Source organism: Streptomyces sp. S.PB5, assembly GCF_030403745.1.
GTDB lineage: Bacteria > Actinomycetota > Actinomycetes > Streptomycetales > Streptomycetaceae > Streptomyces.
The window spans coordinates 793,216-807,446 of sequence record NZ_JAQMWP010000001.1 but is presented as its reverse complement, the minus strand read 5'-3'; the positions used below and the strand labels follow the sequence as shown (position 1 = coordinate 807,446).

Genomic DNA, 14,231 nt, shown 5'->3' with positions numbered 1-14,231 from the left:
TCATCGCCGTACGGGAAGTTTTTCCGGATCCAGGGCTCAGGTGTCGTAGTCCTGGATGCGTCTGCCGTGGCTGCGGTCGAGGAGGGCGGGCATGCGCTCCCCCAACTCCCGTACGACTTCCGGCACGTCGATCGTCAGCAGCTCGCGGTCGTGCATCAGCACCCGGCCGTCGACGATCGTGGTGCGTACGTCGGAGGAGCGCGCGCTGTGCACGAGGGTGGCGGCGAGATCGTGGACCGGCTGGGTGTGCGGGCCGGTGAGGTCGACGAGGACGATGTCGGCGCGGTGGCCCGGGGCGAGGCTGCCGATCCGGTCGCCGAGGCCGACCGCGCGGGCGCTCTGGAGCGTTGCGTGGTGCAGTGCTTGACGGGCCGTCAGCCAGCGGGGGTCGCCGGTCGTGGACTTCTGGATGAGGGCGGTGAGCGCCATCGACTCCCATACGTCGAGGGAGTTGTTGGAGGCGGCGCCGTCCGTGGCGAGGCCGACCGGGATGCCGATGTCGTGCAGGGCGCGCAGGGGTGTGGTGGTGGGCCAGGCGAACTTCAGGTAGCCGCGGGGCGCGGAGGCGACGGCGGTACGCCCACGCGCGCGCTCCAGGGCGGGCAGATCACTCTCGACGATCCCGGTGCCGTGCGCGATGAGGACGTCGGTGCCGCCGAGGATGCCGGTGCGTTCCAGGATCTCGATGGGGGTGACGCCGTGGCGGTCGAGACTGACGTCCGTCTGGTCGCGGTTCTCGGCGGCGTGGATGTGGACGGGCAGGCCGTGTGCGCCGGCGAGTTCGGCGGTGGCGGCGAGGTCGGTGTCGTCGACGGTGTAGGGCGCGTGCGGGGCCAGGGCGGTGGTGATACGACCGTCCGCCGCACCTCGGTGCCGCAGCGCGAACTCCAGTGATTTCTCCCGCCCTTGGGGGCCCTGGGAGGAGAAGTACGCCTCGCCCAGCAGAGCGCGCATCCCGCACTCCTCGACGACGGAGGCGACGGCGTCCATCGAGAAGTAGTGGTCGGCGAAGCAGGTGACACCGCCGCGGATCATCTCGGCGCAGGCGAGCCGGGCCCCCAACTCCACGTCCTTCGCGGTGAGGTTGGACTCGACGGGCCACACGACGTCGTTGAACCACTCCTCGGTGGGCAGGTCCTCGGCGACGCCGCGGAGGGTGACCATCGGGGCGTGGGTGTGGCAGTTGACGAGCCCGGGGAGGGCGACCTGCCCGCGGGCGTCGATGTGCCGGGCGGCGGACGGGACTTCGGCGGGTGTCCCGTCTGCGGGTGTCCGGTCGGTGGGTGTGGTGACGGACTCGATGACTCCGTCTCGTACGACGATCGTGGCGTTCTCCTCGAACCCGATGCGCTCCTGGTCGTCGTGGACGAGGGCGGTGCATCCGGTGATGACGAGGTCGGCGGGAGAGTCGGTCATCATGCCAACGTACGGCGTCGTCCGCGCATCGTGTCCCTGCTCTGTCGCATTGTCGGCCGGACGGGCACCCTGGCCTCAACCACAGCGTCTGGAAGGGGGACCGGCATGCTCATCGGCACCTGGAACCTGGAGAACCTGTACCGGCCCGGCGGCCCGTTCGGGCCCAAGGACAAGGCGGCGTACGAGACCAAGCTCGCCGCTCTGGCGGAGGTGATCGCGGCACTCGATCCGACGTTGCTGGGCGTGCAGGAGGTCGGGGAGCCGGAGGCGCTGCGGGACCTGGTCGGCATGCTGGACGGCGACTGGCACACCGCGCTGTCCCGGCACCCGGACAGCCGTGGCATCCGGGTCGGCTTCCTCAGCCGTGCACCGTTCGAGGTGCTGCACGACACGAAGGGGTTCCCGGCGAAGCTGCGGCCGGTGCAGGCGGACGACAAGGGGCTGCTGGTCTCGGAGGCGGGGCGGGGCTTCCTCGCGGTGGAGGTGGCGACGCAGGGCGGTCCGTTGCGGGCGGCGGTGTGCCATCTCAAGTCGAAGCTGCTGTCGTACCCGGGTGGGCGGTTCCAGCCGCGGGACGAGGGGGAGCGGGCGCGGTTCGGGGCGTACGCCTTGTTTCGGCGGGCGGCGGAGGCGGCCTCGCTGCGGGCGCTGGCGGATGAGTTGCTGGACGGTGACGGGCGCGAGCGGGACGTGGTGGTGCTCGGGGACCTCAACGACGAGGTGCAGGCGGCGACGACCCAGATCCTGCTCGGGCCGCCCGGTTCCGAGCTCGGTACCCCCGGCTTCGACCGGCCGGACGGGGGCGACGCGGCACGGCTGTGGAACGTGGCTCCGAAGATCCCTGCCGAGCAGCGCTTCTCGCGGGTCAACTCCGGGCGGCGGGAGCTGATCGACCATCTCCTGGTGAGCCATCGGCTGGTGCGCCGGGTGACGGTGGCGGGGACGGGCGTGCCGGGCGAGGGGGCCGCCGGGCTGCCGTCGGTGGGGGGCGATCCGGTGGAGCGGCGGGGGGCGGCCGGGTCGGATCACGCGCCGGTGTGGGTACGGGTCGACTAGCGCGGCGGCCCGCGACCGTTGCGGAACGCTTCCGCTCCGGCGCTAAACGGCCACGGACAGCTTGCGCAGCTTGGACAGCTCGGGCAGCCCGGGCAGTCGCAGCCCCGCCCGTTCACGCCCCTCGGCCAGTTCGTCCAACACCTCGGTCAGACGTTCCGTATGACGCGGTGTGAGCCGGCCCGAGTCGTCGAGGTGCACCGCGCAGGCCGTGGTCGTGTCGACGAGGCGTTCGAGGGTCGCGACGATGTGCCCGGCCCCCTCGGAGTGACGGGCGAGGGCGGGCAGTTCGGCGGCGGCGAGGGCGATGGCGGTGCGGGCCTCGGCGAGGGTGCGGTAGGCCTCGCGGCGCAGGGTCCAGCGGAGGGCGCGGGGATCAAAGTCGCCGGGGGCACGGGCCGCGCTCCGCAGGTCGCCGTCGGCCTCGCTCAGCACATGGTCCAGGTACGCCCGCGCCGCGCCGCTCGCCGCGACGAGCCGGGCACGTACCGCACCGCCCCGCTGTCCCGGCATCGGGAGGTGGCCGACGAGGAGGACGATCGCGCAGGCCAGCAGGGTCTCGCCGATCCGTCCGGCGGAGGCCTGGGGTTCGCCGCCGACCATGACCAGCGCGAGGACGAGGACGGTGACGACGGCGGTCTGGGCGGCGAAGTGCCGGGTGGCGACGGGGATGAGGGCGCCGCTGACGGCGACGAGCGCGATGAGCCCTTCGGGCCGGGGCAGTACGAGGGCGAAGCCGACGAACACCAGCGCCCCGAGCACGGTCCCCGCCGCCCGGCACAGCACCCTGGACACCAGTGGTCCGAGGTCGGGCTTGACGAGGAAGACGGCGGTGGCGGGGAGCCAGTACCAGTGCTCGTGCTCCCCGTACCAGCGGGCGTGGTGCAGGGCCTGGGCGACGCCCGCGCTGGCCCCGAAGCAGAGGGCGACCCGCAGCCCGTACTCCCGCCCGCCGACCCCGAAGACGGCCCGCAGCAGATCCTTCGGGGTGCGCCTGCGGGTGTGCAGATCGCTCCGCTCGGCCTGGTCGAAGGCCTCGGCGGCCTGCAGCAGCGCGTCGTCGAGGGCCCGCAGCGCGGGCGCGGAACGGCTGGGCGCGGGCAGCGGCCCGGTGTGCGTGTTCTCGCTTACGGCGGTGGCGAGCCGCCGGGGTCCTTCGGAGGCGCGCCCCGACACGGGCTCCCCCGCCCAGGCCAGCGCGGTCGCGGCCTCGGCGAGGGGCAGCGCGGCGGCGTACTGCGCGTGCAGCCGCCGTTCGGCCGAGGAGCTGGCGTACCGCCGCAGCCGCGGCCCGGTGAGGGCGTCCTGCGCATGGTCGAGAGCGGCGGTGAGTGCGGCCCGCCGGGCGGTGGCACGGGCGCCGCCGACCGCGTCGAGCAGTTCACCGACGGCGTCGTAGACGGCCGCCACGGCGTCCCGCTCGCCGTCGAACCGGTAGTCACCGGCGAGTGCGCCGGGCGTGGGCAGTACGAGCCGCAGCGCGAGCAGCCATCCGGCCCCCGCGAGATAGGCGAGGGCCCGCTGCCACCCCTCGTCCGGCAACGGCATCCCGGCCCCGATCGCAGAGGCGACCAACAGCTGCGTACCGGCCCCGGAGGCCACGGGCCCGACTGCGCTGACACCGCCCGCGACCAGTCCGACGCCGGTCAGTACGAGGGTGAGCGCCACGGCCCCGACATGGTCCCCGGCATACGTCCCGACGAGCAGCCCGACCGCCCCGGCCAGCGCCGGCACCCCGAGCCGCCTGACGGAGGCCCGCCTGCTGCCCGGCCGGTCGTTGATCCCGGCGAGCATGGCCCCGATGGCCGCGACGACACCGAGCGACGCACGGTCGACGAGCACGGCGGCAAGAAGAAGGGGTCCGGCGGCCAGCGCCCCACGCGTGACCGCACTCCAGGGCACGGGGCCGCGCTGGGCGCGCAGGGTGTGGGCGAGCCAGGGCGGAAGAGCGGGCATACGCACGGCGGGGCGGGACACGGGGCTCCTGTCAGCGGGGCGAGGGCGGGGTGTGCCTTCGGGCGACGGTGGCCGGGCTGTGGTGTCCACGGTAGATCGCGTTGTCGGAGGGGGCGGGGCGGTCGTATTTCGGGGATGTGACGATACGTGGCCAGGCCACGTTCTTTATGAACGAAACCCTCGACGGACCGAACGGGAAACGGTGCGGGAAAAGGAGCGGGCCCGAGGGCGTAGCCTGCCCCCGGGCCCTGTGGATGCCGTCCGTTTCGCACGCCGGCACACTTGAGAACCCACGCTTTACTGTGGCTTCACCTGCACCCGCGTGGACTCGGGCGGCAGCTGCTCGCCCTCCTCGCCCTTCGGCTGATACGTACGCGAGACACCGGCCGGCAACGCGGGCTTCTGCAGCCCATGACGAGCTGCCGTCAGGTCCTGGTGCGCCTTGGACTTGACGCCTTCGGGGAGCGGGTCGCGGCGGGCCGACTCCGTCACCTCCGCGGGCCCGCACGAGCCCGGACCGTCGACGGCCGGGCGGGCGATTGCGTAATCGAACGGATCAGTCATGATCGACCTTGTTCCCGGCCCTGCGTGCGTTGCGCTGACCACACAGCGCAGTCCACTCGGTTGGACCAGCTGGTCAGTCCGGGCGCTGCATCATGCGGGCGCGTGCGCGTAGACGCTCGGCTGCCGGCTGGCGGTGGTAGGGACGTAACCCTTGCAGGAGCTGGGCGAGTTCATGGTCGGCCCGTACGGAGTTGAGCCGGGGGTAGAGATCGAGAAAGCTCTCCCAGGCGGCGCATGCCTCTTCGAGGTGACCGATGCGCAGGTGCAGTCTGGCGAGACCGGCGCTGACGAGGGCGCGGGCGCGGATGTCGGCCGGTGACCGGTTGCGGAGCGAGGTCTTGAGCGCGCCGACGGCGCCGGCATGGTCGTGGAGGGCGGACAGCGCCTGGGCCCTCTGGTACTGAAGTGCCGTGCTGGCGTACGAGGTGAAGAGGCCGGGCGAGGGTTCGTCGGCACGCCCGCCGAGCCGTTCGGCGCAGGAGAGGGACACGACCGCGGCGCGGCGGTCGCCGTCGGCCGCACGGCACACGGCCAGCTGCGCGTGCAGGAAGGAGCGCACGGAGGAGGGTGTGCCGCGGGCGGCGTTCTCGGCCGCCTCGGCGAGGCGGAGGGCGGTGCGGAGGTGGCCGATCCCGTGGGCCTGGGTGCTCAGGGTCCTCAGGATGATCACTGTGGTGCTGGGGTCGTCGGCCTCGGTGGCGAGGCTGAGTGCGATGCGGAGATAGCCCTGGGCGAGGCCGTGCGCGTACTGGTCGATGTGGGTGCGGGCGAGCAGGAGGGCGAGCCGGGCGGCACCGGTGAGCAGGTCGTGACGGGTCCGGTCGTCGGCGTGGGCCTGCAGCCAGCCGGTGACGTCGTCGGCGAGGAAGGCGGCGAGGGCGGTGCGGCCGTGGCCACCGCCCAGGGAGTCGGTGAGGGGGGCAAAGGCATCGACCGCGAGCTGCAGGGCCCGTACCTCGGCGGCGCCGACCCTCCGGAAAGGCCGGGCGGGCTCTCGCGAAAGGGCGGTCGGCTCGTCGGGGTCGGTGTCGGGGTCGGTATCGGAGTCGGGGAGATCGAGGCGATAGGGGAGATGGACGAGGTGGTGGCGGCGGTGGGGGTCGGCGTCGATGCCGGCAAGGTCGGCCAGCGCCTCCCGCGCCGGGCGGCGTAACAGCGTCGACGGGGAGGTCGGAGCAGGATCCAGGCCGAGTGTCGCGGCGCTGACGGGGCGGCCGAGGCGGCGGGAGAGCACTTCGGCGAGCAGTCGGACGACGTCGGCGCGGGGGCGAGCACCGGTGAGCCAGTGGGCAACGGACGTGCGGTCGTAGCGCAGTCGCAGACCGATCTCCGCGGCGGCCGCGTTGACCGCACGCGCGAGCGCTTCCTGCGTCCAGCCGGATTCGTCGAGCAGAGCACGTAAAGCGTGGTTCGTCGCACGGGTCTCTTTCATCGCGCCTCGCCAGTGGAGCTGATGGGGGCATGTCGGACCTGCGCGGCTCTGACAGGGCGGGGATTGCATACCCCCGCCCTGTTGACGACAATCGCGAACAAGCGGGTGAATGAGTCGGTTCTGACTAAATGCCCTTATGGGGCCACCTCGCGGTGAGCGGGCAGTCAGGCGGCTTCGTCCGTGCTGGTGCGTCGCCCGGGTGCACGCCTCGGTCGTCCGGCGAAGGGCCGGAAGAGCGCGCGGAGTGTATCCGTGTCGGGTGACCAGTCGAATGAGCCCGGCCTGGTGGGCAGGGCGGCGTCGGTGCGACCGCGGTCGAAGTGCTGCGGGTTGTTCAGGAACGGCTGGTAGACGCCGATCGCAGCGGCCAACTGACGGTCCTCCCAGGTGAGTTCGTCGGGATCGGTGACGAAGTGCGGTGCGAGGGCTCCGGTGTTGGCCACCTGCGCGCGTACGACATCGCCGGTCGTGGGCGGGGTCGGGTTGGTGAGGTGGAAGATGCCGAGCGCCGCGGTGGCACGGGTGCTGAGGGCGTGCGCCTGCCGGACCACATGGTCGACGGGAACCAGGTTGAACGGCTGGTCCGCGCGCACGAGCATCCGGCGGGGCGGGAACGGCTCGCCGCGGTCGATCCGCCCCCGGTGGTAGGCGGCGATCAGCTGCTGGATGGTGTACGCGCCGCTGGAAGTGCCCGGGTAACGCAGGGTAGAGCTGTGGCCGACGACGACACTCGGCCGCAGGATCCGTACCGGGAAGTCGCCCGCGGCGGCCACCAGCCGTTCGGCGGAGATCTTGCTGCGCTCGTACGGCGTCCGCGCCTGGGGCACGGCGATCGGTTCCTCCCGGACGACCCCTTCGGCGCGGCCCGCCACATAGGCGGTGCTGATGTACGTGAAGGCGTCGGCGCCCGTCCGCCGGGCCAGGTCGAGGACTCGGCGGGTACCCGCCACGTTGGTCGCGAAGGACACCCGCCGGTCGCGCTCGCGGAAGAGCATGCGAGCGGCGCCGTGCCAGTACTCGACGCGTCCGGTGCGGGCGGGGAACGACAGCCGTGATCGGTGCAGGTCCTCGCCGAGATCGGCGGGGACGGCGCGGGTGCGGCGCAGCGTGGAGTCGAGGACGTCCCGGGGGGTGTCGTAGGCCGCGGCGGCTCTTTCGAGCACCTGGTGCAGGCGGGTTTCCGGCGCCTGGCTGCCGGGGCGTACCAGGCAGATCATCTCGTCGTCGCTGTGCTCGGCGATGGTCAGGACCAGTGCGGCTCCGATCAGTCCGGTGGCGCCGGTGATGACATGGGTGGTGGACACGGGCTCTCCTTTCGCGCGTCATACCGCGGAGCGGAAGGCGAGGACGGCGTTGTGGCCGCCGAAGCCGAAGGAATTGCTGAGGGCCAGGAGGATGCGCTGCGTACGGGCGGCCTTGGTGACCGTGTCGAGGTCGATGCCCGGTCCGGGGCTGTCCAGGTTGGCGACGGGCGGGACGGTTTCCCGGGCCAGGCTCAGCACGGTCAGCGCGGCCTCCACCGCCCCGGCCGCGCCGAGGAGGTGCCCCAACACGCCCTTGGCGGAGGTGACGGACGGCCGGTGCGGGAACCGTCCGGTGATCAGGGCGGCCTCGGCCGCGTCGTTGAGGGGGGTGCTGGTGCCGTGGGCGTTGATGTGGGCGACCTCGGCCGGCGTGGCACCCGCGGCGGCCAGCGCCCGCCGGGTGGCGAGCTCGATGCCGCGGCCCGACGGATCGGGCGCCACTGCGTGGTGGGCGTCCGCGGACGCCCCGTATCCGGCGATCAGCGCGTAACCCGGTCGGCCACGTGCCCGGGCCCGGTCCGCACGCTCCAGGACCAGTACGCCGGCGCCTTCGCCCATCACGAAGCCGTCCCGGCCGGCGTCGAACGGCCGTGAGGCGGCGCCCGGTTCCCCGGTGCGCCGGGACAGCGCACCCATCCGGTCGAAGCCCGACACCCACAGGGGATGGACGGCGGCGTCGGCGGCGCCCGCGACGGCGATGTCGCAGGCGCCGGAGCGCACCAGGTCCCAGGCGACACCCAGGGCCGTGGCCCCCGAGGCACAGGCGGTGGAGGTGCTCAGCACCGGGCCGCGCGCCTTGAGACGGATGGCGACCTGCCCGGCCGCCATATTGGGCAGGAACATGGGCACCAGCAGCGGCGACACCAGTGCGGAGCCACGCTCCAGATAGGTCCGGTGCTGGGCAAGTTGGGTGGTGGTGCCGCCGAAGGCGGTGCCGACGACGACGGCCACCCGCTCTCCGTCCCAGCCGTCGGGATCGAGTCCCGCGTCCGCCACGGCCTCCCCGGCGGCCGTGAGGGCGAACTGGCAGTGCCGGTCGTACTGCCAGGGACGGCCGCCGGGAACGGCGCGTCCGGGATCGTAGTCGCCGACGCGGCAGGCGAAGTCGACGCGCAGACCGGCCAGTTCGGGATCGCGTGCCGCGGTGGGACGCCCCTCGACGACACGGCTCCAGGTGGCCTCCCGCCCGGTGCCGCCGGGGGTGACGAGACCGATGCCGGTGACGGCGACCTCGGGCCCGGCCCCGGCTCCGGGCCCGGTCACGCCGCCTGGTCCTGCAGTGCCCTGTCGACCAGGGCCGCGGTGGCGGCGAGGGTCAGACCGGGTACGGCCTCACTGTCGTCCAGGGCGACCCGCCACTGGTCGGAGAGCGTGACGAACAGTTCGACGACAGCGAGGGAATCCAGGTCCAGATCGCTGAAGGTGGCCGTCTCGGCGATGTCGGCACGGTCGACTTCGAACTTCTCGACCAGGACGTCGGTGAGGTACTCGTAAGGGGTCGGGCCGACGGAGTTCATGGTGATCCTCTCGGACTGATCGGACTGAGTGGAAAAGCCGGTTCCAGCAGTGCAGTCGGGCCAGGTCAGCGCGACCGAGCCCCAGGTCAGACCACCGCCGAAGGCAGTGAGCAGAGTCCGGGTGCCGGGCGACACCCGATCGTCGGCGACCACCTCGGCGAGGACGAGCGGGATGGACGCCGCCGCGGTGTTGCCGACGTCCTGGATGTTGCCGAAGCGGTGCTGCGCGGCGATGCCGAGGCGGTCGGCGACGGAGTCGAGGATCCGCTGGTTGGCCTGGTGGCCGACGAACGCACCGAGCGACTCCACGGGCCACTCCAGCCGCCGCAGTACGCGCTGCGCGGACGCGGTCATCCGGCGTACGGCGTGCCCGTACACCTCGCGCCCCTTCATCTGCAGGCTGTGGGCGGCCGGCCCGTCCAGGCCCTGCGGGTCGGGCCAGCGGGAGCCACCGGCCTCGATCATCACGTAGTCGGCCCCGCTGCCGTCGCTGCCCAGATCCACCGCGGCGATCGCACCGGGTTCGACGCCCTCGCCGCGGCGCAGCACGACGGCGCCGGCTCCGTCGCCGAAGATGACAGCGGTGTTCCGGTCGGCCGGGTCGACGATCGTCGAGTACGTCTCCGCCCCGATGACCAGCACCGTCTCCGCCGCCCCCGACCGGATCCAGGCGTCGCCCGCCGCCAGCGCGTAGACGAAGCCCGAGCACACCGCCGCGAGGTCGAAAGCGGGCACCGCGCCGAGCCCGAGCCGCATCGCCACCTCGGGGGCGGTCGCAGGGCAGGGATGGTCCGGAGTGGTGGTCGCCAGGACGACCAGATCCGCTCCCGGGACACTCGCCGAGGCGAGCGCGGCGGCCCCGGCCTCGACAGCGAGGTCCCCGGTACTGGTACCGGGACCGGCCCGGCGGCGGCTGACGATCCCCGTACGCGAGCGGATCCAGCGGTCGGAGGTGTCGAGGCCGTCCCGGACCAGGTCATCGTTGGTGACGACCCGCTCGGGAAGACAGGCCCCGACACCCCTGACCACGGAGAAACAAGCCTGCGACACAAGTCCCCCTACTTCCTGGGCCACTTCTGGTTGCCGGTTCAACCGACCTACTGTCGATCACCAGAAAACCCTCAAAGCCACCTCATCCGGAAGTACGCCCGGATGCGGAGGTGTTGAACCTGTTGATCGGTCGGTGACAGACAGATCGTCACCCGGCGTCAAGGTGTGGCTGGTCCAGGTGGACAGACTCCAGCGGCTCAGACGTCCGTGTCCCGCCCCGCCCTTCGGAAGAGTGCCTCGGCCTCGTCGACCGCCCGGTTCAGCGCGTCCGGGTCCCGGTCGGCGGAGAGCGAGGTGAGGACGTCGTCCACGGCGCGCAGGCCCGCGCGCTCCAGCAACCGCTTCTCATTCGTCACCCACTCCCCCCGCCCCGCCGACACCCCGTGTGCCGCCTGCACGGAGGCTGTGGCGATGGCGCCGGCCACCTCGGTCACACGGCCGGCCGGAGCATGGTTCGCCCTGGCGTAGGCGAGGGTGGCGCGGGCGGTGCCGAGCCAGCGTTCGGAAGCGGACGTGCGGAGCTTCTCGGGGTAGGCGGCCGGCTTCGGCAGCGAACCTCGCAGCGCTTGGTTGATCGCCAGCTCCGCGACCACCAGGTAGCTGGGAATCCCGGCGAGATGGAACAGCAGCGGCTCCACCCGGAACCGCCCCTCCTCCGCCTCCGCCAACTCGTGCTCCACGACGTCGAGATCGCGGTAGTGGACGTCGACCCGCCGGCCGTCGATCGTCAGCCACGCGCCCCCGTTGAAGACACCGCCGCCCCAGCCGCCGACATCCGACACCTCGCCCTCCCAGCCGACGGCTCGGAGGTCGTCCGGATCGAACTCCCCGCGGTAGTACACCGCGAGGTCCCAGTCACTGTCCGGCCGGTTCGTGCCCTGGGCGCGTGAGCCGCCGAGGGCGACGGCGCGGACGGTGGGGAGGGTGGCGAGACGGTCGGCGGTGGCGTCGAGAAAGGCGAGGTCAGTGAGGGTGGGCATGGGAGCAGGGTACGTAGGCCCGTGATGCACGGCGACGGATTAAGGGGACGCGATCGAGGCGACGGGATCAAGGTGACGTGATGAGGTGACGAGATGAGGTGACGGGATCAACCCGTCGCCGACACCCCGAAGCCCGCCCCGGAGATGCCCCCGAACTCCTCGGCGATCCACCGCAACGGCTCCCGCAGCGCGGCGAACTCGGCTCGCATCACCGCCGCCGCCGGCCAGGCCGTCTCGTGGTCGAGGGGGGGAGACGTCCGCGGGCCGACGGGTCTCGTGCGCGGACAGGCGCGGGTGCCAGGAGATGACGAAGGGGGCGACTCGGGCACGCCGATGTCGTACAACGCCCGTACAAGCGGAAGGACTTGCTCCATATCACCGCGGCCGCAACCGAGAAGCACGTCCCGCAAGGCGGCTTACCCTACTGTGGGTACCGGGGAGGGCGATCATGGCACACAGGCAGCGCAAGCGGCGTCGACCGGGCGGTCCGTCGCAGATCACGGCGAGGCTGGCGATACCGTTCGTCGGCGACATCACCGGCACATGGGAGCCGGCCGACGCGGAGCGCAGCGCGGCCTGGGAGTTGTACCTGGAACTCGTCACACGCGTGTCGGTCGAGGAACTCGACCCCGAGGAAGGCTTCCTGCGCGAGGCACTGTCCTCCCTCTACACCTTCTTCAACACCACCCGAGAGATCCTCCGCCGCTACGGCCCCGAGGTCGCCCCACCCCTCGCCCCCGGCCACGTCAGCTTCGGCGTCCTCGCGGTCACCGTCCTCAACCGCGTCCTGCGCCCGCTGCTCGCGGAGTGGCATCCCCGCCTGGCGGCATACGAGTCCCAGCGCCCGGAAGGCCACGATCCGGTGGCCTGGGAACGGCAATGGGAACACACGGACGCCCTCCGCGAACGGATCGCCCAGGTACGCCGGACCCTTGTCTCGCTGGCGCGCACGCTGCAGGAGGTCGCGGACGTCAGCGACCTGATCGACCTGCCGGCGCCACGGGCGCCCGAACAGGACGTGTCCCCCGCGGTCCAGAGGGATCCCCAGGGCCCGGGCGACTGAGGCCGACCCCGCCGGCACCCCCGTTGTCAGTGGCACGCGCTATCAATGAACTCGTCACTCAGCGTAACGACGGGGGAACTGTGATGACGCACGACGAGCAGCATGGGCAGGACGGCACCGCACGCACCCAAGGAACCCATCTCTCCGCACCCGGCCTGCGGGCCCGCGGCTGGACTGCCGGAATGGTGCGGCAACTGCTCGGTGAGCCCGATCTGGTCCTGGCTCATCCGCACTTCCGCACTGCTCAGCAGACCCGGCTCTACGACATGAGGCGGATCGAAGCGGCCGAAGGGAGCGAGGAGTTCAAAGCGGTGTCGGCGGCCGCCGCACGTCGGTCCGCCGTCGCCAGGGCCGCCGCGCAGCGCAGGCGGCGGGAGGTACTGGCACGGATCGCGGCGGAGCCGGTCGCCGTCCCTCGGATGCCGCCCGAGAGGCTGACGGCCGCGGCCGTCGCGCACCGCAATCGCCGCGACGAGGAACGGACGCACCGGCGTTGGCGCCACGTGCCGAAGACCGCCACGGTCGAGGGCACCGGGCCGAGCACACTGGCCCGCTGGAAGGTCGACTATCTGTGCGCTCAGCTGCCTGGCTACGGCGAACTCCTCGGCAGCCTGTACGGAAGCACGGGGCGTGCGGCCGCGGAGGACTTGCTGCGGCGCAAGGTCTACGCGGCCATCGCCGAGGCGTACCCAGACCTCGTCCAGGAGTGCCAACGCCGAGTGCGTGCCCCGCAGCTCGGTCCATCGCAGGCATGACGTGCCCGGGGGGGTGTCGGGGGTCGCCTGGAGAGCCCCCACCCGTCAGCGACCGTCAGGCATCCCACAGATCGCTGTGCCGATGCCGGGTCGGCGGATGGTCCAGTTCCTCGGCCCACAGCGGCAGCGCCCCCGTAAGGGCCGACCGCAGGTGTCGGCGAGCGGAGGTGCGGAAGACCTGGAGGGCGGCCCGGGCCCGGCGTTCGTAGGGGCTGTAGGGACGCTCGTTCGTGGCGCGGGGGAAGGTGTACGAGGTGAAGTTCCGTACGACGAGCGTCGGCACGGGTCGGCGGCCCTCGCGCCCGGCGAGGTTCAACTCCTCGTGCGAGTAGCGGAGTTCCTCGACGGTGTTGCCCGTCCAGGGGCCCGGCCGGCCGAGCGGCCAGAAGGCGGGCAGGGTGCGGTGCCGGTACGGGACGTGGTGAGCGGTGCGTGACATGGCGGACCTCCTGAGCCCACCGGGGTTTCCGGTGCGGCGCTAGAAGTCCGCTGCGGTGAAACGCCCCAGGTGTCTGTCACGCATGGCGGAAGACTGGCAGCTGCGGGACTGCGATGTCGAGCGGTTATCCACAGGCGAGGGCGGCCGGCCACCTGGTCCACCTGGTGCAGCGGCTGCTCGGGGCGCCGGAGCGAAGCCGCGAGTTCCGGTCCACGGTGCACGAAAATCGGGTGCGGCCCCATACCCCGGCTTGGATGATCGCGAGGTTGCCCGTCGTCCGCCCACCCGCCTCTGGAGGCCCAGTGATCCGGCGCGTCACCGCACCCGCCCTCTTCCCACCGCCCACCTACTCCCACGCCTCCGTCGTGGAGGCCGGCACGAAGCTCGCGTTCCTCGCCGGGTCGGTACCGCTCGACGCCGAGGGCAGGATCGTCGGCGAGGGGGATCCCGTGCTGCAGGCCCAGCAGGTGATCGCGAACCTGGAGGAGCAACTGCGCGAAGTGGGGAGCGACTTGGCGCACGTCCTCTACACCGACGTGTATGTGGTGAGTGCCGAGACGTCAGTGCTCTCCGCCGTCTGGGAGGTCGTGGAGGCGTCCGGACTCAGCACCGGTCCGCATGCGTCGACGCTGCTCGGAGTCGCCTGCCTCGGGTACACGGGTCAGCTGGTGGAGATCACGGCGACGGCGGCCGTCCCCTAGG

12 protein-coding genes and 1 pseudogene are annotated in these 14,231 nt (G+C 72.2%); 4 read left to right on the top strand and 9 right to left on the bottom strand.

Annotation, left to right across the window (positions count from 1 at the left end; all coding sequences use genetic code 11):
- Positions 1-36: 36 nt before the first annotated feature.
- Positions 37-1,416: an amidohydrolase gene (locus PH203_RS03640; RefSeq protein WP_289915947.1), complete on the bottom strand. Its 1,380-nt coding sequence runs from the start codon at positions 1,414-1,416 to the stop codon at positions 37-39.
- Between the two features lie 105 nt (positions 1,417-1,521).
- On the opposite strand from PH203_RS03640, the gene PH203_RS03635 reads away from it, so the two are divergent.
- A complete protein-coding gene (locus PH203_RS03635; RefSeq protein WP_289915944.1) occupies positions 1,522-2,472 on the top strand; it encodes an endonuclease/exonuclease/phosphatase family protein in 951 nt (316 codons plus the stop codon).
- 42 nt (positions 2,473-2,514) lie between these two features.
- Here PH203_RS03635 and PH203_RS03630 read toward each other — a convergent pair whose 3' ends face one another.
- The 7 genes and pseudogenes from PH203_RS03630 to PH203_RS03595 form a co-directional block, all read right to left on the bottom strand.
- Entirely contained in the window at positions 2,515-4,446 is a 1,932-nt protein-coding gene (locus PH203_RS03630; RefSeq protein WP_289915943.1) for an FUSC family protein, read from the bottom strand.
- Between the two features lie 285 nt (positions 4,447-4,731).
- Positions 4,732-4,917 (bottom strand): annotated as a pseudogene (locus PH203_RS03625) (hypothetical protein); the annotation flags it as partial.
- Between the two features lie 145 nt (positions 4,918-5,062).
- Positions 5,063-6,421 (bottom strand): hypothetical protein, encoded by a 1,359-nt coding sequence (locus tag PH203_RS03620; RefSeq protein ID WP_289915940.1) that lies wholly within the window; start codon positions 6,419-6,421, stop codon positions 5,063-5,065.
- 164 nt (positions 6,422-6,585) lie between these two features.
- Positions 6,586-7,725, bottom strand: a complete 1,140-nt coding sequence (locus PH203_RS03615; RefSeq protein ID WP_289915938.1) for an SDR family oxidoreductase — start codon at positions 7,723-7,725, stop codon at positions 6,586-6,588.
- Between the two features lie 18 nt (positions 7,726-7,743).
- Positions 7,744-8,988: a beta-ketoacyl-[acyl-carrier-protein] synthase family protein gene (locus PH203_RS03610; RefSeq protein WP_289915936.1), complete on the bottom strand. Its 1,245-nt coding sequence runs from the start codon at positions 8,986-8,988 to the stop codon at positions 7,744-7,746.
- On the bottom strand, positions 8,985-10,271 hold the full coding sequence (locus tag PH203_RS03600) for a beta-ketoacyl-ACP synthase 3 (RefSeq protein WP_354671229.1): 1,287 nt from the start codon (positions 10,269-10,271) through the stop codon (positions 8,985-8,987). Before PH203_RS03600 ends, PH203_RS03610 begins: the two co-directional genes overlap by 4 nt.
- Positions 10,272-10,489: 218 nt before the next feature.
- Entirely contained in the window at positions 10,490-11,272 is a 783-nt protein-coding gene (locus PH203_RS03595) for a nucleotidyltransferase domain-containing protein (protein ID WP_289915934.1), read from the bottom strand.
- A gap of 448 nt (positions 11,273-11,720) precedes the next feature.
- Between PH203_RS03595 and PH203_RS03590 the strand changes: the two genes are divergently transcribed.
- Positions 11,721-12,335 (top strand): hypothetical protein, encoded by a 615-nt coding sequence (locus PH203_RS03590; protein WP_289915931.1) that lies wholly within the window; start codon positions 11,721-11,723, stop codon positions 12,333-12,335.
- A gap of 83 nt (positions 12,336-12,418) precedes the next feature.
- On the top strand, positions 12,419-13,090 hold the full coding sequence (locus PH203_RS03585; protein ID WP_289915929.1) for a hypothetical protein: 672 nt from the start codon (positions 12,419-12,421) through the stop codon (positions 13,088-13,090).
- Positions 13,091-13,145: 55 nt separating this feature from the next.
- Here the strand turns inward: PH203_RS03585 and PH203_RS03580 are convergent, their stop codons facing one another.
- The gene (locus PH203_RS03580) at positions 13,146-13,529 is read right to left on the bottom strand and encodes a hypothetical protein (protein WP_289915927.1); all 384 of its coding nucleotides are present in this window, start codon (positions 13,527-13,529) and stop codon (positions 13,146-13,148) included.
- A 302-nt stretch (positions 13,530-13,831) separates the two neighbouring features.
- On the opposite strand from PH203_RS03580, the gene PH203_RS03575 reads away from it, so the two are divergent.
- Complete coding sequence (locus PH203_RS03575) at positions 13,832-14,230, top strand: RidA family protein (RefSeq protein ID WP_289915926.1); 399 nt, start codon at positions 13,832-13,834, stop codon at positions 14,228-14,230.
- The last annotated feature ends 1 nt before the right edge of the window (position 14,231 follow it).